The organism is Arthrobacter sp. FW306-04-A, from assembly GCF_044358315.1.
In the GTDB taxonomy this organism is placed as follows: Bacteria; Actinomycetota; Actinomycetes; order Actinomycetales; family Micrococcaceae; genus Arthrobacter.
In genome coordinates this window covers 2,891,146-2,911,040 of sequence record NZ_CP084559.1, presented here as the reverse complement: position 1 = coordinate 2,911,040, position 19,895 = coordinate 2,891,146, and the positions used below count along the sequence as shown (strand labels likewise).

Here is a 19,895-nt window from a genome sequence, read left to right as displayed (position 1 = left end):
GGCGTATCCCGGAATGTTCCGGTGCCTCCGTGCGTTATGATGATTAACCGAGCAGGAATTGTTTCGTGGGTGCTCTTGAGCGGTCGCGGTTCTGCTGGGATTGATAACAAAATACGGGGATGATCGGTTTCGACGATGTTAGTCGCGACAGGTGAAGCGGGCCGAGGATGCAGAATTATCTCGTAAACGCTGTCTGCAAACCAATAAGTGCCAATTCTAAGCGCACTGACTTCGCTCTTGCTGCCTAAGCAGTAAGACAGTCCGTCAGCCCGAGGTTGCTATTGCCCCGGATCCTGGCGTCATTTAGATAGCCACTGCTGTTTGCCTTCGTCATCGAGGCAAATGGGACACTTAGATGACTGGGCCCGGATCAGCTACTTGTTCGCAGGATAGCTGGGGCCGAGAAATTCCGACGCGAACTGCGCCCGGAGAAGCCCTGACAACACGACATCGGACGGGGGTTCAATTCCCCCCATCTCCACCCTTGTGATGAGTCGAGACATCCTTCACGGATGAGTCGGGTCATCGGTTACGCCCCGGTCTTCGGACCGGGGTGTTTTTCTTTGTCTGGGCTGGTAGTCGCGGGGCGGGGTCGTGGCCTCCTGTTTCCGTCGGTCTCAAGATTCCGGATGGTGAGGCTCTGGCTCGTCGCCTTTGCCGCGGTCGTTGGCCGGGGGATATCCAGTGTCCTGTTCGCGGTGTTTGGCAGTGCCTTTGCGATCAAGCAGCGTCCGCCGCTGGCGTCCGAAGACCATCACAGCTGCTACTACCGCTGCCCCAATAAGCACCAGCGCGACCCAGATCCATTGTTGCCCGTCCAAGTTCGCCCCCAATCCCAGCACATCGGCTGATTCCGGCATTGCTACGAAAGGCCGATGCCCCGCGGCCCAGTCCGGGAGGCGGACCCAGTGTGGAGTCAGTCCTTGTCCACACGCAGGAGATGCACCGACCCTGGTTCTGGGACGGCGATCAGTCCATCCAGCCCGTCCTCCTTGCCTTTGCCTTTGTCTTTGGTTGTGGGCGCTGGCAAGCCCGTCCTAGTCAGCCTCAACGTCATCATGATTTGCCCCATTCTTGACCGTTGCGGAATGCCGCGTGACGCTCTGGGTCCATCCGCAGTCCGGGCTCAGTCGCGGAAATCTGGCCCATCTGTCTCGGCATGGACGCTAGCCGCAAGAGTAGGAGCACAGGTCGCTCCTGTCGCGAGTGGTGGTTGCTTGTTTTGGGGATTTCCTACTCGACAGCTGCCTCGATGCGCCAGGCGTGGTTGTTAACCAACGGAGAGTCACGAAAGCCGCCCGCGCGGTGCTTCCGTTCAGAGAGGGTCCGACGGCGGCATGTCCCGTGGGGTTCGGCGCCAACTCTCGTTCACCCACGGCGTAGGACGGAACGGACTAACCGCAGCAGAGTATTCGTTGATATAGACACCACCGGTTACAGGAGGTGCACGATGAGTACGTTGCCGGAACAAACTTTTCCCGAGGACATCCCTGACGCCCCGTCGGATGACGAAGCCTTGGACGCATACTCGCGGACAGTGATGCACGTCGCAGAGACGGTCACGCCGCATGTTGCAGCTTTGGAGATGAGCAGCGCCCGCAGAAACGGCCAAGTCAGGATCGGAAGTGGATCGGCTGTGGTGTTTACGGGTGACGGCTATATGCTGACCAACGCCCACGTAGTCTCGGGTCTCCGCTCCGGGCGGGCAATCTTCGCCGACGGAACCCATACCGACGTCGAACTCGTCGGTGCGGATCCCTTGTCCGATCTCGCCATTGTTCGTGGGCACCACACCCCGCCGCCCGCCACATTGGGCAACGCTGAGTCACTGCACGTAGGCCAATTGGTGATCGCCGTGGGCAACCCGCTAGGGCTCGCAGGATCAGTGACCGCGGGCGTCGTCAGTGGGCTCGGACGTTCCATCCCGGTCAGGTCCGGCCGGCACAGCAGGGTCATCGAGGACGTCATCCAGACCGACGCAGCATTGAACCCGGGCAATTCCGGGGGAGCCCTTGCCGACACCAAGGGGCGGATAGTTGGAATCAACACCGCTGTGGCTGGCTTGGGCCTCGGGCTTGCCGTGCCCATCAACACCACCACTCAACGGATCATCGCCGCCCTGCTCAGGGACGGACGGGTCCGCAGGGCGTACCTCGGCTTGGTGAGCACCCCTATTCCGCTGGACGCGAGTGCGGTGATCCGGACAGGCCAGAAAGAAGCACTCCGGGTGGTGGAAGTCATCGCTGGATCTCCGGCTGAGCGAGCGGGACTGCTGGCGGGCGATCTTGTCCTCAGTGCACAGTCGCGGGCCGTATCCAGTGCTGAAAGCCTTCAGAAACTCTTGTTTTCGCAGGCCATAGGAGAGCCGTTCCTGCTGACGGTCCTGCGCGATGGCAAAGTCCACGCAATTGTGGCCGTGCCCAGCGAAATGACTGACGCGGATTCATGAGGAGCCGGCGCCGTGATGGAACCAGTTCGCCAAAAAGCCGGGGCCAGTGGCCCCGGCTTTTTGCTATTTCTTCCTCATCCTCAAATGGGCCACGGGATCCACGGCAGCGTCGGATTCGTGCTTGGCACGCTTCACGGCCCGTTTCTCCTTGATGGACTTGATACTCTTCTTCGCCTCGTGCTGGTGCGGCGCTTTGTCAGGCATGTCATGCTCCCTAACTACGGATCTTCCCTGAAGATCCTGCAAAGAGGGTCCTGAAAAGGCCCTCTCTTTGTAAACTACGCTTGTTTCGGCCGAAAGCAACCGGCCGCTCAACGCACCAACAGCTAGGCTTCGGACGCCGGAACGTCAACAATGCCCACGAATCGCGAGCCGATTCCTTCGTACTCGCTGCGGACCTCGCCGGGCAGGATTCCGGGAACCTCGCTGTTGCGGTGGTGTCCGCAGAAAACGTAGGTGAACTCCGGCCACCACTTCTTGGGACGTGCAGCCTCGGTGTAACCGCACACCACACAGCTCAGGTGAACCCATACGGGGCGCTTGCCGGTGCGGTTGGCGCGCGATTGGACGAGCCACTGCGGTGGGTTGTCCTGCAGCTCGGTCAGCTCGGCTTTTGAAAGCCTTGACGGGATGCCGTGGCGTTGGGCCATTTCCATCGAAATATCAAGGGCCAGTGCGGCATCACGTCTGCTAATCACCATTCAACGATACGGGACTTTCGCCGTGGCAGGATCCGGAGGAATCCCGGCGTCAGCGGACAAGCAGGCGTAGGCTGTGCTCATGACCGACGCAGCGGCCCTGCTGCCAAGCACTCCGCTGCAAAAGCGGGTCCTTGTTGTGGCTATTGTGGCTTCCTTCATCGCTATTCTGGATGGCTTCGTGGTGAACCTCGCGCTCCCGGCGATTGGGCGCGAATTGGGTGGTGGACTTGTCATCCAGCAATGGGTGGTGGATGCCTACCTTTTGACCCTGGGTGCGCTGATCCTGGTCGCCGGATCCTTGTCCGACCATTTCGGCCGTGCGCGGATCCTGGAATGGGGACTCGCCGGTTTCACCATCACATCCGTCATCTGCGGTCTCGCCTGGAACGGGGAGGTGCTGGTAGTGTCACGGGCCTTGCAGGGGATCGCCGGTGCACTCCTGGTCCCGAGTTCGCTCGCCATGATTGTCACGTTCTTCTCGGGGCCGGCTCAGTCCAAGGCAATCGGCCAATGGTCCGGCTGGACCAGCGCGGCTGCCATCGTCGCCCCGCTGATCGGCGGCGTGTCGGTCGACCTGCTGTCCTGGCGCGTCATCTTCTTTATCAATGTGGTTCCGGCCGTTGCCGTCTGGCCGATCCTCGCCGGGCTGCGGAAGTCCGATGCCGCGACGGACACGAGCAAAAAGATCGACTACCTCGGAGCATTCCTGGCCATGGTGGGACTCGGTGGCCCGGTCTACGCCTTCATCGAACAGGGACGGATGGGCTGGGGGAACATGCTGGTTTGGATGCCGCTCGCCGTCGGGGTCGTTGGCATGACCCTGTTCCTGATCCACGAAGCCAGGACCCCGGAGCCAATGCTGCCCCTCCGGCTCTTCGGCATCCGCAACTTCGGTTGGGGAAACCTGGCCACGCTGGCCATCTATGGCGCCCTGTCGCTGGGTTTCTTCGCCGTGGGCATCTATTTGCAGCAAGTCGGAGGAATGAAAGCCACAACTGCCGGCATCGCTCTGCTTCCCGCGACCGTGATCCTGATGCTCACAGCCTCGTTCTTCGGCGGCCTGGCCGGCAAGTACGGTCCTCGATGGTTCATGACGGCGGGACCGTTCATCTGTGGAATAGGGTTCCTCATGACCATGGCCGTCCAGGAGCCCTTGAACTACTGGACGCAGGTGCTACCAGGGCAGATTGTCTTCGGAATCGGCCTCAGCACCCTGGTGGCGCCCCTCACCGCGGCCATCCTGGGTGCCGTTCCCACCGAAGAGGCAGGGATCGGCTCCGCCGTGAACAACGCCGTAGCCCGTATTGCCGGCTTGATCTGCATCGCGTTCGCCGGGCTTATCATCGGCCCGGTCTTCAGCCGCCAAGGTCTCATCAATGCGGTGGTGGTCACTGCGGTGCTGTTCTTCCTCGGGGCGGCGGCATCAGCCGTCGGGATCCGGAACCCGGTCTTGGCCGCGGTGACGGAATCTCCGGAAGGTCAAGCCCCCGACGACGGCGGGACGGCAACCCAGCGCGCCTGAGCAGTGCTTTCGAAGATGCAGGGTGTCCAAGACGCATGCGGTCCAGCGGCCGTTCCGTCAGCGTTCCGCGAGGACGCAACCTTCGTGCGCGGTGTCGGTGGCTACCCAAAGCGCCGACGTGACTTCGTCGGCGAGATCGTAGTCGCGGCTACCCGGGCCTTGTCCGATCCGGACCACCAGAGCGCCGCCGAACGGCTTGCGGCCAATTACCTGGATTTTGGCATCAAGGTCGATTTCCTCGGCAGACAGGTAGCGCAGCAACTCCGGGTTCTCGTCGCTGATCCGGGTGATCTTTCCGGAGTGGCCGTCGTCGAGCTCGATCATCCGGTGCGCATGTGGCAGGGTCACTGAACCGTCCGCCGCGGGGATAGGGTCACCGTGGGGATCGCGTCCGGGATTGCCCAGCTTGGCTGCCATACGGTCGATGAAGGTGTCGGAGACGGCGTGCTCGAGCATCTCGGCCTCGTCATGGACTTCGTCCCAGCTATAGCCCAACTCCCTCACGAGGTAGGTCTCGATCAGGCGATGCCTACGGACCATGTCAAGGGCAAGCTGCATTCCCCGGGGGGTCAGCGTGATGGCGCTGTAAGGCTGGTGGTGCACCAGGCCTTGGTCCTTGAGCTTGCGGACCATCTCCGAGACGGAGGAATTGGCGACGCCTAGCCGCTGCGCCAGCTGCGAGGACGTGATGGGTTTGTCCTGCCACTCCGTGAAGGAGTAGATGACCTTGACGTAGTCCTCGATCGAGGAGGAGGGCGCACTGGTCTTCACGGTTACAAGCCTATCTTGAACCAGCGGCCTCAGACCTTCCACGCCCGCCAGCTCTGCGTGAGGTACGGCAGCGGGATGACCTCGCTCTCCGCGTGACCCAGATGCTCGAAGAGATACCACTCGAGGTTCCCCATCACCTTGGCCCGGGTGGCGTCATTCGCCCTCAGGTAGTAGCTGCGGGACTTCACCAGTTCGAGGATGTCAGCCGGAGTCACGGGATCCTCCCAATGCGTCACGTGACTTTCGAGGCAGGCAAACTCCGGTCCCACCACAGGCCGGAAGTCCGGTTTGTGGACATCGCCGGCATGCATGATGCGGGACAAGCGGTGGACCCAAGGCACCGACGTGTCCAACTGGTTCCAGATCAAGCCGACAACCCCGCGGGGGCGCAGGATCCGGGCGATCTCGGTGCTGGCTGCGAGGGGATCGCACCAGTGCCAGGCTTGGGCAACGCTGACGACGTCGAATGCTGAGTCCGCCAGTCCAGTTGCCTCGGCCGTTCCCTCCAGGGCGACCACCTGCGGGAACGTCTTGCGCAGTTGCGTGAGCATGTCCGTCGAAGGGTCCACCGCGGAGACGGCCAGCCCGCGCTCGACCAGGAGCGCCGTGAACTTTCCGGTCCCGGCTCCCAGGTCCGCCGCGTCTTGCGCCCCTTCCGGCAGGAGCCAATCCGCTGAATCCGCAGGGTAGCCGGGCCGGACACGGTCGTAGTGCTCCCCGCCGTCCTGGAAACTCTGACCGAGCTCAAGGCGCCGTTCCTCATAGAGCTTGGGGCCGGCTGACGTGCCTTTGGGTCGCGGGGCCACGCAGGAACTCCTTCGTAGGACGTGAAAAATACCCTACGAATCTACCGCAATCAGTCGGTACTGCAGGGAGCTGCGCCCGCGGTCCCCGGGGTGTTGGGAGCCCACTCCGGGTAGCTGCGGTGGTCGTTCGCAGGCACCCAACGGCCGGCATCCACCACGTAGTCCCAGCCGAGGCCGTTGCTTTTTAGCGCCTGGATGCCCGCGATGAGCCGGGTGGCGTCCTCCAGCCGTGACCCCACGCCGAAACTGGCCCGCAGGGATCCGGACGGGAGGCCCAATCGCTTGAGTAACGGATGGGCGCAAAAACGCCCATCGCGGAGGCCAATGCCGTGTTCGGCCGCAAGATAGGCCGCCACGAGGCCAGCGTCGTAGCCTTGGAGCGAGAAATTCACGACGCCGATGGTGTCTTGGGGATCGGTGTCGCTGAAGATCTGGTGGACGGTCACGCCGTCGATCGCGTTGAGGCCATCAACCAAATGCGTACGGATGGCGGCTTCGTGGGCATGCCATTCCTCGTGGTCCAGGCTGGCGATGACCTGCGTGGCCCGTGCGAGGGTTGCCGCGCCGAGCACGTTCGGCGAGCCGCCTTCGTGCCTGGCCGGTCCCGTGGCCCAGCTCACGGAGTCAAGGCGTGCCTCGCGGACTGCTCCGCCTCCAGCAAGGTGGGGTGTGCCGGCGTCGAGCCAGTCGGGGCGTCCCACCAGGACGCCTGCGCCGAACGGCGCATAGAGCTTATGACCAGAGAAAACCAAGTAGTCAATATCCGCCGCGGCGATATCGATGCGCCGGTGTGGAGCGAGCTGTGCCGCGTCCACAACAATCCGCGCACCGAACTCGTGGGCCAAAGCAGCGAGTTCCTTGATGGGCAGGATCTCGCCCGTCACGTTGGAGGCACCCGTGACTGCCAGGAGGCTGACGCCCCCGTGGGAGAGCGCCGTGCGGACATTGGCTAGAGTGCCGGCCAAAGTTCCCGCTGCCACAATGCTGCGGTGCGGGACGGCTTGCCACGGCAGGAGATTGGCGTGGTGTTCGATGTCCAGATAGAGGACTTCGCCAATGTGGCGCCCGTCCTCGGCAGGCACGCAGCCGGCCAGGAGGTTGAGCGAATCGGTGGTGTTGCGAGTGAAAATCACGGAATCGTCTGCCCGGCCACCAACGAAGTCGCGGACGATGTTGCGGGCGTTTTCATAGACGGAGGTGCTGATCTGTGAGGCATAGCCTGCGCCGCGATGGACACTCGCGTAGTAAGGGAGGATCTCGTTGAGATATGCCGAAACTACGGTCAAGGCAGGCGCCGAGGCGCCGTAGTCAAGATTGGCGTAGCGGACGTGGCCGCCCTGGATCAGAGGCGCTTGCAGCTCTGCGCCAGTAACCGCGGCCAACGGACGAGATGCCGGAGATCGGGATTCACCGCGCTGCTGCGTGGATTCGTTGTGCTGCGGGAGAGCGGGAAAAGTAAACGTGGCTGTGCTCATGGGACCTCACTCAAGAGGGACCCCTGTGTGCAGGGGGTCCGCGCTTGCCGCATCCGTTCCGGACCGGCCAGGTCGTCACCCGGGGCACCCCGCCGCGATGGAGGGTTGCCGGCCAGCAAACCGGGGTTTCGCGCTGGCACTCGTGACCTGTAAAGAGACTAGGACACCCGCAGGGCAGGTTCCAATGTGACCGGCGATTGTTAAGCGGATTATTACGATCGCCGGAAAATGTGCAGTCTGCCGAAGAAAAAGTGGCGGACGCCCCGAAAAGGGGGCGTCCGCCGTCGATTATTCAGTGAAAGGGGAGGTTCAGAGCAAGTCGTCGAGCTCGGGGTTAAGTCGCTTGAGGACCTCGGAGTGCAGGATCGAGTTGGTGGCCACGGCATTGCCGCCGAAGGGACCGTCTGCGCCCTCCAGGGACGTGAAGCGTCCGCCGGCCTCGGTCACGATCGGCACCAAGGCTGCCATATCGTAAAGCTGGAGTTCCGGCTCGGCGGCGATGTCCACGGCGCCCTCGGCCACGAGGCAGTAGGACCAGAAATCGCCGTAGGCGCGGCTGCGCCAGACATCGTTCTCCAGGCCAAGGAAGTTGTCGAGCAAGCCGTGCTGCTTCCACTCGGAAAGCTCGGAGTAGGAAAGCGAGGCATCCTCAAGCCGTGACACGTTGGAGACCTTCAACCGGGTGGCAGCGGCAAGTGACCGGCCCATGTAGGCCCCCGAGCCCTTGGCAGCCCACCAGCGCTTGCCGAGGGCCGGAGCGCTGACAAGGCCCACCACAACTTCGCCCTCGTCCACGAGGGCGATCAGCGTTGCCCAGACGGGTACGCCACGCACGAAGTTCTTGGTCCCGTCGATGGGATCGATGATCCAACGCCTTGAGCCGTGGCCGGTGCTGCCGAATTCTTCCCCCAGAACGGCGTCGCGGGGGCGGGAACGGGAGAGCTGCCCGCGGATTGCTTCCTCGGCAGCCTTGTCGGCATCGGTCACTGGGCTCAGGTCGGGTTTGGTCTCGACCTGAAGGTCCAGTGCCTTGAACCGCTCCATTGTCAGGGAATCGACGGAGTCGGCCAGGACATGGGCCAGCCGCAGGTCGTCGTTGTAGCTCGAATCGGGTTGGGTCATGGTTCCAAACTACCGTCTATTCGCCAGTGAACCGGGGAGGTAGGACGGCAATCACCGCGCGGTCAGTTGACCTGCTGTCAATTGACCGTGCCCAATTCCTTGGCCTCTTGGGCTTCCATGCGCGGGTCCGCGCCAAGGAGCCGACGCAACGACGCCAGGCGGGCGGGGCCAGCCTCGCCGGCATGGCCATCAGCGACCCACGAGTCCAAGCCACAACGGACCGCAGAGGCATCGTGCTTGCAACCCCGCTCGCACGATTCCGTTCCGGGTTCCAGATCCGGGAAGGCGTGCAGGATGCGATTCGGGTTCACGTGGGCCAGGCCGAAAGAACGGATGCCGGGCGTATCGATGATCCAACTGCCGCCAGGGGCGTCGCTGAGCTTCAATGCAAGGGCTGAGGACGAGGTATGGCGGCCCCGACCCGTGACAGCGTTGACCCCACCCGTGGCGCGTTCGGCGCCAGTAAGGGCATTCACCATGGTGGACTTCCCGACGCCGGAGTGGCCCAAGAGAACGGTGACCTTGCCGTCGAGGTAGTCCCGCAGTTGGCCGACGGCGTCGCCATCAAGCCGGGCGGACAAGCCATCGTCGGAGCGGGCGTCGATGCCGGAGGCGCCTGCGTCGGCCGTCCGGCTGATGATGATCGGGAAACCCAGGCTCACATAATTGGCGAGCAGTTCCGTGGGATCCTTGACATCCGCTTTGGTGACGAGCAGCAGCGGCTCGATCCCGGCGTCGTACGCTGCCACCAAGGCGCGGTCGATGAAGCCGGTCCGCGGCTCCGGGTTGGCAGACGCAACCACCACCACGAGCTGGTCGGCGTTGGCCACCACGGCCCGTTCGATGGGATCCGTGTCGTCGGCGCTTCGCCGCAGGAGGGTCTTTCGCTCCTCGACGCGCACGAGGCGGGCGAGGGTATCCGCCGCTCCGGACACATCGCCGACGAGGGCCACGAAGTCTCCGGGGACCACGGGGGAGCGCCGGAGTTCCCGGGCACGGGCCGCAATGACGATGCGCTCGTTGTCCGAGCTTTCGCCCACAATCGCGGTGTAGCGGCCGCGGTCGACCGTAATGATGCGCCCGATCACGGCGTCGTCGTGGCTGGGGCGGTCCTTCGTGCGGGGGCGTGTGCCCTTCTTGTTGGGGCGGATCCGGACATCGGCTTCGTCCCAGGAGCTTGCGTCGCGAGCCATCGTTAGTTGCTTGTCTCCGTTGAACCGGTGTCCGCGGCCGCTGGGCTACCACTGAGCATTGACGCCCAGATTTGCGGAAATTCGGGCATGGTCTTGGAAGTGGTTGCGATGTCTTCGACCTGGATGCCCTCGACGGCGAGCCCAAGGATGGCGCCCGCGGTCGCCATGCGGTGATCAGCGTAGCTGTGCACGACGCCGGCATGCAGCGCTGCGGGGCGGATCACCAAGCCGTCGCTGGTTTCCTCGGCGTCTCCGCCAAGCCGGTTGATTTCGGCGACCAGTGCGGCAAGCCTGTCGGTTTCGTGGCCGCGCAAATGGGCGATACCGCTCAACCGGGAAGGGCCTGAGGCCAAGGCGCACAATGCCGCCACGGTGGGGGCGAGCTCGCTGGTTTCATCGAAGTCGGCACCCAGGATTTCGGAGCCACCCGTGACAGTCAGCGTGCCGTTGTCCAGCGTGACCGTGGCGCCCATGGTGGCAAGAATGTCCCGCCAGAGGTCGCCGACCTGCGTGGTGTTTGCAGGCCAGTTGGGGATTCGGATGGTTCCCTTGGTGGCCAGCGCCGCAGCGAGGAACGGTCCCGCGTTGGAGAGATCCTGCTCGATCCTCTCGTCGAAGGCCTGGATGGTGCCGGGGGTCACGCGCCAATGGTTCGGCACGGAGTCATCCACCTGGACTCCCACGCCGCGCAGAACCGAAACTGTCATGTTGATGTGGTCGAGGCTCGGCACGGGCTTGCCCACATGTTCCAAGTGCAGGCCTTCTTCGAAGCGGGCACCGACCAGCAGGAGGGCGGAGACGAACTGCGAAGAGGCGCTCGCATCAATGACGAGGTGGCCACCGCGAACTGAACCGGTACCGGAAACTTTGAACGGCAAAGAGGCGGCCGTTTGCCCGTCCACCGCGCTGACTTCTACCCCGAGTGTTCGGAGGGCTTCGATGATGGTGCCCATCGGCCGCTGGCGCGCGTGTGGATCGCCGTCGAACACCGAAGTGCCGTTGCGGAGGGCGGCAAGGGGCGGCACGAAGCGCATGACTGTGCCGGCAAGTCCGCAGTCGATGGCGGACTCAGGAACAGCTGCAGCCGCGTCCATCGGGGTGACTTCAAGGTCCGGGCCGTACTGTCCGTCGCCGGGAACTTCCTTAACGGTTGCACCAAGCTGGCGCAGGGCTTCGACCATCAGGGCGGAGTCCCGCGAGTGCAGGGGTGCCCGCAACCGGGACGGGCCGTCGGCCAATGCCGCCAGAATGAGATAGCGGTTGGTCAGCGACTTGGAACCCGGAACCGTGACCGTGGCATCCACGGGATGGCCGGCGAAAGGCGCCGGCCACAAAGGGAGTGCGGAGGCTGTAGGGCTGCCTGATTCATCTGTCTGCGTGGCGGGGGTTCCTGGCATGCTTCCTTATGCTCCAACTGCGTTGTCTACGGCCTTGCGAACTGCGCGGTCTGTCTTCTTGAGCTGCTTGCCCGTGGCCTTCTTGGCGTCCATCGCGAGGTGTTCGGCGCGCCACGCGAGACTTGGCCGGCCGGCCGTGTCCACGGCGGCGAGCAGCACGCCGCCGGTCAGGGATATGTTCTTGAGCAACTGGGCGCGGCGGGCGAGCCGGCCTTCCTTCGTGCTGATGTCTGCGGAACGCCATTCGACAAAAGTGTTCAGCACCGATATACCCGCAAGCAGCGTAGCCGAGAACCGGGAACACTTGCCGAGGGCGAGCAAGGCGCCCGCGCCTACCTGCGTGCCGCCGATGACGCGCGCCAGCATTTTTTCGTCCGCGGGGAAGGGCAGCGACTTCGAAGCACGGCGGAGCAGGGGAGAAAGCTGCTCGGCAGTGTCATCCGCGTTCTTGAGCTTGTCCAGCCCTGCGACAACAAAGCTGGAAGCCAACATTGGCCTGGCGAGAAAACGGACGAGGGACATGTCTTTGCCTCCTGGAGGGCTTGCCACGATGGTCAGGTGGTGCTGCGTTCGAGTGGTGCGGTGTTCACGGGGTGCAGTCGGATCTAGTCTTGCATCTTTGTGGAATATTTGCCCGGAGCCTGCCGTTGTCAGAAGAAGGTGCGGTATGGGCTGGACCTCGGGGTTTGGGCGTGTGTGTTGTGCCGCGCCTGTGTCAGCGTCGTTGAGCGGAGATGGTTTTTTGGCTTTGGTTAAGGACCGCGAGGAACACTTGGCGCTTGAGCGGGAGCTGCCGGTGGACTCCCGGAGGGTGACAGTAGACTTGGATGCAATGAGCACCATGGATCCGGCCGCAGCGGCCATGTACAAAGCAGCGACGGAAGTCGCGGACGCAGCGTCCGATGACGACGCAGCTGTTGAGGCCGACGTCGAGATTGCAGTGGACTTTGCGTCCGAGACTCCTGAACAACGGAGGGCGCGCTTCGAACGCGACGCCATGCAATATGTCGATCAGCTCTATTCGGCTGCCATGCGCATGGCCAGAAATCCGTCCGACGCCGAGGATCTGGTCCAGGAGGCCTATACCAAGGCTTTCTCGGCCTTCCATCAGTACAAGCCGGGTACCAACCTCAAGGCATGGCTGTACCGCATCCTGACCAACACGTACATCAACCTCTACCGGAAGCGGCAGCGCGAACCGTTGCAGTCGAATTCGGACACCATCGAAGACTGGCAGCTGGCGCGGGCGGAATCGCACACGTCCACGGGGCTGCGCTCCGCGGAAGCGGAGGCATTGGATCATTTGCCGGACTCGGACGTGAAGAGCGCCTTGCAGTCCATTCCGGAGGAATTCCGGCTCGCGGTGTACTTCGCTGACGTCGAAGGCTTCGCATACAAGGAAATATCAGACATCATGAATACCCCGATCGGGACGGTCATGTCCCGGCTTCATCGCGGCAGGAAAATGTTGCGCGATCTGCTGGCGGACTACGCCGCGGAACGGGGAATCAGCGCCGGCGCGGAAGAAAAGGTCTTGGCCGTGGGCGCGGCCGCAAGCAAAAAACAGGAGAAAAGGAAATGAGCTGCCAAGGATTGGGCGACTGCGACGATGCTCGGATGCAGCGTATCTACGAGTACCTCGATGGTGCGTTGACCCGTGAAGACATCGCAGAGATCAAAGTGCATCTGGAAGACTGCCCGGAGTGCACCGAGCAATACGACCTTGAGTGCGTCATTCGCACCGTGGTGAAGCGCTCCTGCACGGAGGCGGCTCCTGAGAACCTCAAGAACTCGATCCTGGACAGGATCCACTCGATGAAGTCGGTGGACGTCTAAGCGCCTGGAACGGCAAGGGCCCCGGAAACCTGATGGTTTCCGGGGCCCTCCGCATTAAGTCTTACGCTAAGCCGCTGGCTTAGGTGTTGGGACGCTTGCCGTGGTTTGCGCCGCCGCGCTTACGGTCACGACGCTTACGTGCACGCTTGCTCATAGCTGGCCTCCTTAGATTCTTGATACTCAATAAAGCTGCCCTCCAGTCTCCCACATCCGGGGGCCGCCCCGCGAACCGGAAAATCAAGGGTGGAAGGCGCTGCGCCAGCCCGTTAGTGGATTCCGGACTCAGCCCCGCAGGGAATTTCGGATGGAGATCCTAGCTTGGTCCAGGACGGTCCGCACGGTTTCAAGGGCGATCGGAGTCAGGGCCCTGGACCCCGCATGCTGTCGCAGTTCCACGCGGATGTCATCGCGGAAGGACTGGACCATCATCTCGGCCTCCTTGAGGATCCGGTGTCCCTCAGGCGAGTAGCTTCCCGCCCACGACTGGAATTCCGGGGACTTCGCATTGGCGCGTGCGGCTTCGGCGGTTGCCGCTAGGTCCGCCCGCAAGCCGCGCATGTTGCTGCGGATGTCCTCGCGGAGATTATCGGCCAACCGCCGCACGGACGCAGAGATGTTGTCCTCGACGTCGGCCAGTTCCTGCCGCCGGCTGTTGAGCTCCGCCAGTCCGGCAGTGGTGATGGAGTAGTTGGTGCGGCGCCCATCACTGCTGGTGGCTACCAGTCCTTCTTCCTCGAGTTTGCCAAGGCGCGGGTAGATGGTTCCGGCGCTGGGAGAGTAGGTCCCGCCGAAGCGTTCGCCGAGGGCCTTGATGAGTTCGTAGCCGTGCTTGGGGCCCGATTCCAGGAGTGCCAGCAGATAGAGCCGGAGGGCTCCGTGGGCAAAGACGGGCGGCATCAGACTTCCTCTTCTCCGGGGACCGTGTGTGCTGTTCCGGGGGTGGGCGCGCTGCCATGGATGATTGAGGTTTTTCCGGACACGGAATTGGTGCGCGCCACCATGAGGCGCTCGTCGGGGCCAACGATGGTCTGGACCCTGCCGCCTCCCTGGGCGTAAAGCTGGTCATCGATCATCACGGTGCCGCTGGCCGTTTTGGCAACGATGTCGACTCCGACGTCATGCGGCAGGCGGATCGTGAGGTCGCCCGATACGGAATTGGCTCCGAAATCCTGGGTGTAGCCGTGGAGATCGAAGCTGAGGTCGCCGCTGACAGTGTTGGCCCGTATGTTCTTGAAGCGGCCCGAGGCCGTGACCTCGCCTGAGACGCTCTTGGCGGTCATGATGCCGTCGTGGTTGCGGGCGATGACTTCGCCACTGACGGTGTTGACCTGAAGCTCGCCGCGTGTGCCGTCTGCGAGAACGGACCCGGAAACCGTGTTGAGGCGGATATGACCGGTGACGCCCGACACCATTCCGTCACCGCCCACGGTTCCTGCTTCGACGTCGACACCGGCGGGCAATGCAATGCTGATGACGACGGTGTTCGTACTGGTGTTGTTGACGGTCCCCATAAGGTTCCGGAACCAACCTTGCGGGCCGTGCAACTGATGGCGTACTTCGAGCCGGCCGTCAACGAGGCTGACGCTCAGTGGATCACCGTCGATTTCCGAGACTTCGATCCTGGCGATTGGTTCATCGTGCGTGACCACGTCGAAGCGGCCCTTGACGATCCCCAGCTTAAGTGAGCGGACGCCGTCGACGTCGATGGTCTGCGGGCCGGTAACGGTCCAGTTTTCTTCTGACATGACCCCTCCAAAGGATGCGATATATCGCGTATGAAACTTACGATATATCGCGAATTGCTACTTGGCAATGGGTCCATCGTTGGAGGGGCGCCTCGCGCTCCGGTTATTCCGGCTGGGCGATCCTCAGCCATTGGAACCAGCCGCGGTGCAACACGAGCCAGGCCATGAGGCCGTAGCCCGCCTGGCCCGGGGTGCCACCGTTGGCTGCGAGGTCAGTACGCCATTGTTCGTGGCTGAGCAACGGCGAGAACGTGTCCACGTATTGGTGGTTGCGGCGGGTAGTGACGTCTGCAAATGCGGCGTTGAGTTCCGCGATCCGGCGGTTCTTGGCCGGGTCCAGCGTAGGTGGCGGACCGACGACGAATACTTCGATGTTGCTTTGGGATGCCCCGTCCAGGATATTGGCCAGATTGAGGCGGCTACGCGCTGTGGAGACGCCGAATTCGATATCACGGCTGGACAGCCCGATCACGAGGCGGTTCTCATGGACGTTGCTGAAGCGCCGCCCGGCTTCGTCGAGCCAGCGGCCCGCAAGGCCCTCTGTGCCCTCCATGGGGCAGGGAAGAGAGTAACTCTCCACAAGAACGCCGTCCTGGGGAGTTCGGGCAAGAACCCTTCCGAGCCAGCCCAGGGCCCTGGGGTCACCGAGCCCGGCGAGCAGTTCATCACCAACAGCCGCTATGCGCAGCTTTCTGTCTTCCACAGTTACCTCTTCACCAAACGTTGCGGTCCTTGCACTGTGCCCGGCCGGGCGGCAGGATCACCGGACACTTGTTCCATTAAACAGAACTGCCCGGCTGGAAGCGGGTATTGAACCTCCAGCCGGGCAGTCGCCGTCTTACTTGCGCTCGAATGCCTGCTTGAGCAAGGTAGCCTGCTCGGCGCTGTGGCGCTTCATGGAACCAGCTGCCGTGGAGGCGGATGCCGGACGCGAAACGAGGCGGACCTTCCGGTCCAGTGCCTGTGGCAGGTTCAAGCCGATGAACGGCCAAGGACCCTGGTTGGCGGGTTCGTCCTGCGCCCAGACGATGTCGGCGTTCGGGTACTTGGCCAGTTCCGCTTCGATCTGGGCCTGGGGCAACGGGTACAGCTGCTCCAGGCGGATGATTGCCGTCGAGGTGTCGCCGGTCTTTTGGCGGTTCGACAGAAGATCGTAGTAGAGGCGGCCGGAAACCAGGATGACGCGGTCCACGCTCTGGGCCTGCAGGGGCTCGTGCTCGCCGATGACCGGCTTGAAGCCGCCTGTGGTGAAGTCCTCCACCGCAGACGCCGCCCCCTTGAGGCGCAAAAGCTGCTTCGGGGTGAAGATGATGAGCGGCTTGCGTGGCCGGCTGTAGGCCTGGCGCCGCAGCAGGTGGAAGTGCGAAGCAGCCGTCGTGGGGTTGGCCACGACCATGTTGTCCTCGGCGCACAGCTGCAGGAAGCGTTCGATACGGGCGGACGAGTGGTCCGGCCCCTGGCCTTCGTAGCCGTGCGGCAGCATGAGGACGAGCGAGGAACGCTGGCCCCACTTCTGCTCGGCCGAGGAGATGAATTCGTCGATGATGGTCTGCGCACCGTTGACGAAGTCACCGAACTGGGCTTCCCACAAGACCAAGGCATCCGGGCGTTCCACGGAGTAGCCGTATTCGAATCCCATGGCTGCGTATTCGGACAACAAGGAGTCGTAGATCCACAGCTTGGCTTGCTTGTCGCTCAGGTTGCCCAGCGGCATCCATTCGCTGCCGTTGGCGCGGTCGTGGAAGACGGCGTGGCGTTGCACGAACGTGCCACGGCGGGAGTCCTGGCCGGCCAAGCGGACGGGAACGCCTTCCATGACGAGCGAACCAAAGGCTGCGATCTCACCGAAGCCCCAGTCGATGCCGCCCTCGCGGGACATCTGCTCGCGCTTCTCCAAGAGCTGCTTGAGCTTGGAGTGGACCGTGAAGTCCTCCGGAACATCCAGGTGCGCCTGGCCGATCCGTTGGAGCATCTCGGCTGAAACGGCGGTGGTGGCCGGCGCGTTGGTCCCGGAGTCCGCCCGCTGGGCGATGGGACGCTCGATGTCGGAGACCGCGGCGGAATCAGCCGTGATGATCGGGATCGGCGAAGTCTGCGCAGCGTGGGTCTCAGCGAAGACGCGTTCCAGGCGTTCCTGGTAGTCGCGCAGCAACTGCTCGGCTTCGTCCTCGGTGATGTCGCCACGGCCAATGAGCGACTCGGTGTAGAGCTTGCGGACGGAACGCTTGGCTTCGATCAGGTTGTACATGAGGGGCTGCGTCATCGAGGGGTCGTCGCCCTCGTTGTGTCCACGGCGGCGGTAGCACACCATGTCGACGATGACGTCCTTGTGGAAGCGCTGGCGGAATTCGTAAGCCAACTGCGCGATGCGTACAACAGCTTCGGGGTCGTCACCGTTCACGTGGAAGACCGGGGCCTGGATCATCTTGGCGACGTCAGTGGAGTACGTCGAGGAACGCGACGATGAAGGCGCCGTGGTGAAGCCGACCTGGTTGTTCACGATGATGTGGATGGTTCCACCGGTACGGTAGCCACGCAACTGGGACAAGTTGAGCGTTTCCGCCACAACGCCCTGGCCGGCAAATGCGGCATCGCCGTGAACCATGATGGGCAGCACTGGGAACGCCTCGCCCTGGTCCAGCCGGTCCTGCTTGGCACGGACGATGCCTTCAAGCACGGAGTCGACCGCTTCAAGGTGGGACGGATTGGCGGCGAGATAGACCTTGGTCTCATTGCCGTTGTCCGAGGTGAACGTGCCCTCGGTGCCGAGGTGGTACTTGACGTCGCCTGAGCCCTGCACCGAACGGGGGTCCTGGGTGCCTTCGAATTCACGGAACACCTGGGCGTAGGTCTTGCCTGCGATGTTGGTCAGCACGTTGAGGCGGCCACGGTGGGCCATGCCGATCGCAACTTCGTCGAGGCCGTCGTCGGCAGCGTCGGAAATGATGGTGTCCAACAGCGGAATCAGGGATTCTCCGCCTTCGAGGGAGAAGCGTTTCTGGCCCACGAACTTGGTCTGCAGGAAGGTTTCGAAGGCCTCCGCTGCGTTGAGCTTGGAAACGATGCGAAGCTGCTCTTCGCGGCTCGGCTTGGAGTACGGGTGCTCCACCTGGTCCTGGAACCACTTGCGTTCTTCAGGCTCCTGGATGTGCATGTATTCAATGCCCGTGGTGCGGCAGTAGGCATCGCGAAGGACACCGAGGATGTCGCGGAACTTGAGCATCGGCTTGCCGCCGAAGCCGCCGGTGGGCCATTCGCGGTCCAAGTCCCACAGGGTGAGCCCATAGGTGAGGACGTCGAGGTCAGGGTGCTTGCGCTGGACGTACTCAAGCGGGTTCGTGTCTGCCATGAGGTGGCCGCGGACCCGGTAGGAGTGGATCAGCTGCTGGATGCGGGCGACCTTGTTGATCTCGTCAGCGGGGTCCACCTGAAGGTCGGGGCTCCAACGGACGGGCTCGTAGGGAATGCGCAGGGCTTCGAAGATCTCGTCGTAGAAGTTTTGTGCACCGAGGAGCAGCTGGTGGACGAGCTTGAGGAATTCACCGCTGCCGGCGCCCTGGATGACGCGGTGGTCGTAAGTGGACGTCAGCGTGAGGATCTTGCTGATGGCGTTCTGCGCGATGATCTTCTCGCTGGCGCCCTGCCATTCAGCCGGGTAGTCGAGGGCTCCGACGCCGATGATGGCAGCCTGGCCCTTGGAGAGCCGGGGCACGGAGTGCACGGTGCCGATGCCGCCCGGGTTGGTCAGGGAGACGGTGGTGCCCGCGTGGTCGTCCGCTGTGAGCTTGCCGTTGCGGGCGCGCTTGATCAGGTCTTCATAGGTGTGCCAGAACTCCGCGAAGTTCATGGTCTCGGCCTTCTTGATGTTGGGGACCATCAGGAGTCGGGTACCGTCGGGCTTCGGCATGTCAATGGCGATGCCGAAGTTGACGTGCGCGGGCTGCACGGCAACGGGCTTGCCGTCAATTTCGTCGTAGTACACGTTCATCGACGGGAACTGGGAGAGGGCGCGGACCACAGCGTAGCCAATGAGGTGGGTGAAAGAGACCTTGCCGCCGCGGGCACGGGCAAGGTTGGAATTGATGACAACGCGGTTGTCGATCAGAAGCTTCGCAGGAACGGCCCTGACGCTCGTGGCGGTAGGGACCTCAAGGCTCAAGACCATGTTCGAAGCAATCGCCTTGGCCGGACCACGGAGGACGGAGACGACGTCCTCTTCCGGCGGCGTGGGGGCCTTGGTGCTCTTGGGAAGCTGTGCGGGGATCGGCTGGGCTTGGCTGCCATCGGACGGCTTCTGGGCGCCGTCCTTGGCGACAGTGGCCGGAGCCTTCTTGGCCGGTGCTGCAACGGCGGGAGCAGCCGGGGCAGGCGTGGCGGCGGCAGGAGCGGATGCGGGAACAACCACGGGCGCCATCGGCGTCATTGCCGTTGCTGCGGCCTGTGCGACGACAGGAATTTCACGGGTGGGAGGGTTCGCAGGGGCTGCGGATGTTCCGTTGGAAGAAGTGCCGTCAGCGGTATCGAAGGATTCGAAAAGCGGCCACCACTTGGCGTCGACCGAATTCTTGTCCTGCTGGTACCGCTCGTACAGTTCGTCAACGAGCCACTCGTTTCCGCCAAATTCCTCGGGTAGACGGTGGCTTGGCTGCTCTGGCACTTGAAATACGCCTCTTCCATGAGTGTTGATTTCCAGCTGGCCCGGGGAACTGCAGGGGGGTGCAAGGCGAGCCAGGGTCTGGGTCCCGCGAACTCAGACCCTAGCCAGTCTAGTGACGAGCGACGGCTATCTGCCAATAGTGGTGACCTAAATCATGCCGATCCCGATGTGCGCTGGCCGAAGCGCCCTTGCAGGGCCCTGTTTTCGCGTGTTTTTTCCGC

General features: G+C 63.1%; 18 protein-coding genes, 1 other RNA gene and 1 riboswitch. Of the genes, 5 read left to right on the top strand and 14 right to left on the bottom strand.

Annotated features, from left to right (window positions below):
- Window positions 1-115 precede the first annotated feature (115 nt).
- Window positions 116-484: a transfer-messenger RNA gene (gene ssrA / locus LFT43_RS13410) on the top strand.
- A gap of 966 nt (window positions 485-1,450) precedes the next feature.
- Window positions 1,451-2,449, top strand: coding sequence for a S1C family serine protease (locus LFT43_RS13405; RefSeq protein ID WP_395797503.1), 999 nt, complete (start codon window positions 1,451-1,453; stop codon window positions 2,447-2,449).
- Between the two features lie 63 nt (window positions 2,450-2,512).
- On the opposite strand, the gene LFT43_RS13400 is transcribed toward LFT43_RS13405, so the two are convergent.
- Together LFT43_RS13400 and LFT43_RS13395 are read right to left on the bottom strand one after the other, a co-directional pair.
- Complete coding sequence (locus LFT43_RS13400) at window positions 2,513-2,653, bottom strand: hypothetical protein (RefSeq protein WP_268021188.1); 141 nt, start codon at window positions 2,651-2,653, stop codon at window positions 2,513-2,515.
- A gap of 122 nt (window positions 2,654-2,775) precedes the next feature.
- On the bottom strand, window positions 2,776-3,150 hold the full coding sequence (locus LFT43_RS13395; protein ID WP_260404800.1) for a hypothetical protein: 375 nt from the start codon (window positions 3,148-3,150) through the stop codon (window positions 2,776-2,778).
- 73 nt (window positions 3,151-3,223) lie between these two features.
- On the opposite strand from LFT43_RS13395, the gene LFT43_RS13390 reads away from it, so the two are divergent.
- Complete coding sequence (locus LFT43_RS13390; protein ID WP_395797500.1) at window positions 3,224-4,672, top strand: MFS transporter; 1,449 nt, start codon at window positions 3,224-3,226, stop codon at window positions 4,670-4,672.
- Window positions 4,673-4,729: 57 nt separating this feature from the next.
- On the opposite strand, the gene LFT43_RS13385 is transcribed toward LFT43_RS13390, so the two are convergent.
- From LFT43_RS13385 to LFT43_RS13355, 7 genes are all read right to left on the bottom strand, one after another.
- Complete coding sequence (locus tag LFT43_RS13385; RefSeq protein ID WP_395797498.1) at window positions 4,730-5,443, bottom strand: metal-dependent transcriptional regulator; 714 nt, start codon at window positions 5,441-5,443, stop codon at window positions 4,730-4,732.
- Window positions 5,444-5,472: 29 nt separating this feature from the next.
- Entirely contained in the window at window positions 5,473-6,249 is a 777-nt protein-coding gene (locus tag LFT43_RS13380; protein WP_395797496.1) for a class I SAM-dependent methyltransferase, read from the bottom strand.
- A gap of 50 nt (window positions 6,250-6,299) precedes the next feature.
- A complete protein-coding gene (locus tag LFT43_RS13375; RefSeq protein ID WP_395797494.1) occupies window positions 6,300-7,724 on the bottom strand; it encodes an aminotransferase class V-fold PLP-dependent enzyme in 1,425 nt (474 codons plus the stop codon).
- 35 nt (window positions 7,725-7,759) lie between these two features.
- Window positions 7,760-7,872: riboswitch (SAM riboswitch) on the bottom strand.
- A 161-nt stretch (window positions 7,873-8,033) separates the two neighbouring features.
- Window positions 8,034-8,846, bottom strand: coding sequence for a histidinol-phosphatase (hisN, locus tag LFT43_RS13370; RefSeq protein WP_395797492.1), 813 nt, complete (start codon window positions 8,844-8,846; stop codon window positions 8,034-8,036).
- 77 nt (window positions 8,847-8,923) lie between these two features.
- Window positions 8,924-10,039: a ribosome small subunit-dependent GTPase A gene (locus LFT43_RS13365; protein ID WP_395797490.1), complete on the bottom strand. Its 1,116-nt coding sequence runs from the start codon at window positions 10,037-10,039 to the stop codon at window positions 8,924-8,926.
- Between the two features lie 2 nt (window positions 10,040-10,041).
- Window positions 10,042-11,436: a 3-phosphoshikimate 1-carboxyvinyltransferase gene (gene aroA, locus LFT43_RS13360; RefSeq protein WP_395797488.1), complete on the bottom strand. Its 1,395-nt coding sequence runs from the start codon at window positions 11,434-11,436 to the stop codon at window positions 10,042-10,044.
- Between the two features lie 6 nt (window positions 11,437-11,442).
- On the bottom strand, window positions 11,443-11,958 hold the full coding sequence (locus LFT43_RS13355) for a DoxX family protein (protein ID WP_395797486.1): 516 nt from the start codon (window positions 11,956-11,958) through the stop codon (window positions 11,443-11,445).
- 310 nt (window positions 11,959-12,268) lie between these two features.
- On the opposite strand from LFT43_RS13355, the gene LFT43_RS13350 reads away from it, so the two are divergent.
- Together LFT43_RS13350 and rsrA are read left to right on the top strand one after the other, a co-directional pair.
- Window positions 12,269-13,018 carry a sigma-70 family RNA polymerase sigma factor gene (locus LFT43_RS13350; protein WP_395797484.1) on the top strand — a complete coding sequence of 250 codons (750 nt, stop codon included), beginning with the start codon at window positions 12,269-12,271 and terminating at the stop codon, window positions 13,016-13,018.
- Entirely contained in the window at window positions 13,015-13,272 is a 258-nt protein-coding gene (gene rsrA / locus LFT43_RS13345; RefSeq protein ID WP_265977188.1) for a mycothiol system anti-sigma-R factor, read from the top strand. Before LFT43_RS13350 ends, rsrA begins: the two co-directional genes overlap by 4 nt.
- Window positions 13,273-13,351: 79 nt before the next feature.
- On the opposite strand, the gene LFT43_RS13340 is transcribed toward rsrA, so the two are convergent.
- From LFT43_RS13340 to LFT43_RS13320, 5 genes are all read right to left on the bottom strand, one after another.
- Window positions 13,352-13,426 (bottom strand): 50S ribosomal protein bL37, encoded by a 75-nt coding sequence (locus LFT43_RS13340; RefSeq protein WP_369299106.1) that lies wholly within the window; start codon window positions 13,424-13,426, stop codon window positions 13,352-13,354.
- A 128-nt stretch (window positions 13,427-13,554) separates the two neighbouring features.
- The gene (locus tag LFT43_RS13335) at window positions 13,555-14,169 is read right to left on the bottom strand and encodes a PadR family transcriptional regulator (protein WP_395797482.1); all 615 of its coding nucleotides are present in this window, start codon (window positions 14,167-14,169) and stop codon (window positions 13,555-13,557) included.
- The gene (locus tag LFT43_RS13330; protein ID WP_395797480.1) at window positions 14,169-15,017 is read right to left on the bottom strand and encodes a DUF4097 family beta strand repeat-containing protein; all 849 of its coding nucleotides are present in this window, start codon (window positions 15,015-15,017) and stop codon (window positions 14,169-14,171) included. The genes LFT43_RS13335 and LFT43_RS13330 overlap by 1 nt, the downstream gene beginning before the upstream one ends.
- A gap of 103 nt (window positions 15,018-15,120) precedes the next feature.
- Complete coding sequence (locus LFT43_RS13325; RefSeq protein ID WP_265977191.1) at window positions 15,121-15,720, bottom strand: GDSL-type esterase/lipase family protein; 600 nt, start codon at window positions 15,718-15,720, stop codon at window positions 15,121-15,123.
- A gap of 135 nt (window positions 15,721-15,855) precedes the next feature.
- Window positions 15,856-19,674 carry a multifunctional oxoglutarate decarboxylase/oxoglutarate dehydrogenase thiamine pyrophosphate-binding subunit/dihydrolipoyllysine-residue succinyltransferase subunit gene (locus LFT43_RS13320; RefSeq protein WP_395797478.1) on the bottom strand — a complete coding sequence of 1,273 codons (3,819 nt, stop codon included), beginning with the start codon at window positions 19,672-19,674 and terminating at the stop codon, window positions 15,856-15,858.
- Window positions 19,675-19,895 lie beyond the last annotated feature (221 nt).

What these genes read in the sequence shown, in the direction of transcription:
- LFT43_RS13405 (WP_395797503.1), top strand. Translation starts at nt 1,451, where the DNA reads ATGAGTACGTTGCCGGAACAAACTTTTCCCGAGGACATCCCTGACGCC.
- LFT43_RS13400 (WP_268021188.1), bottom strand. Translation starts at nt 2,653, where the DNA reads ATGCCTGACAAAGCGCCGCACCAGCACGAGGCGAAGAAGAGTATCAAG.
- LFT43_RS13395 (WP_260404800.1), bottom strand. Translation starts at nt 3,150, where the DNA reads ATGGTGATTAGCAGACGTGATGCCGCACTGGCCCTTGATATTTCGATG.
- LFT43_RS13375 (WP_395797494.1), bottom strand. Translation starts at nt 7,724, where the DNA reads ATGAGCACAGCCACGTTTACTTTTCCCGCTCTCCCGCAGCACAACGAA.
- hisN (WP_395797492.1), bottom strand. Translation starts at nt 8,846, where the DNA reads ATGACCCAACCCGATTCGAGCTACAACGACGACCTGCGGCTGGCCCAT.
- LFT43_RS13365 (WP_395797490.1), bottom strand. Translation starts at nt 10,039, where the DNA reads ATGGCTCGCGACGCAAGCTCCTGGGACGAAGCCGATGTCCGGATCCGC.
- aroA (WP_395797488.1), bottom strand. Translation starts at nt 11,436, where the DNA reads ATGCCAGGAACCCCCGCCACGCAGACAGATGAATCAGGCAGCCCTACA.
- LFT43_RS13355 (WP_395797486.1), bottom strand. Translation starts at nt 11,958, where the DNA reads ATGTCCCTCGTCCGTTTTCTCGCCAGGCCAATGTTGGCTTCCAGCTTT.
- LFT43_RS13350 (WP_395797484.1), top strand. Translation starts at nt 12,269, where the DNA reads ATGAGCACCATGGATCCGGCCGCAGCGGCCATGTACAAAGCAGCGACG.
- rsrA (WP_265977188.1), top strand. Translation starts at nt 13,015, where the DNA reads ATGAGCTGCCAAGGATTGGGCGACTGCGACGATGCTCGGATGCAGCGT.
- LFT43_RS13335 (WP_395797482.1), bottom strand. Translation starts at nt 14,169, where the DNA reads ATGCCGCCCGTCTTTGCCCACGGAGCCCTCCGGCTCTATCTGCTGGCA.
- LFT43_RS13330 (WP_395797480.1), bottom strand. Translation starts at nt 15,017, where the DNA reads ATGTCAGAAGAAAACTGGACCGTTACCGGCCCGCAGACCATCGACGTC.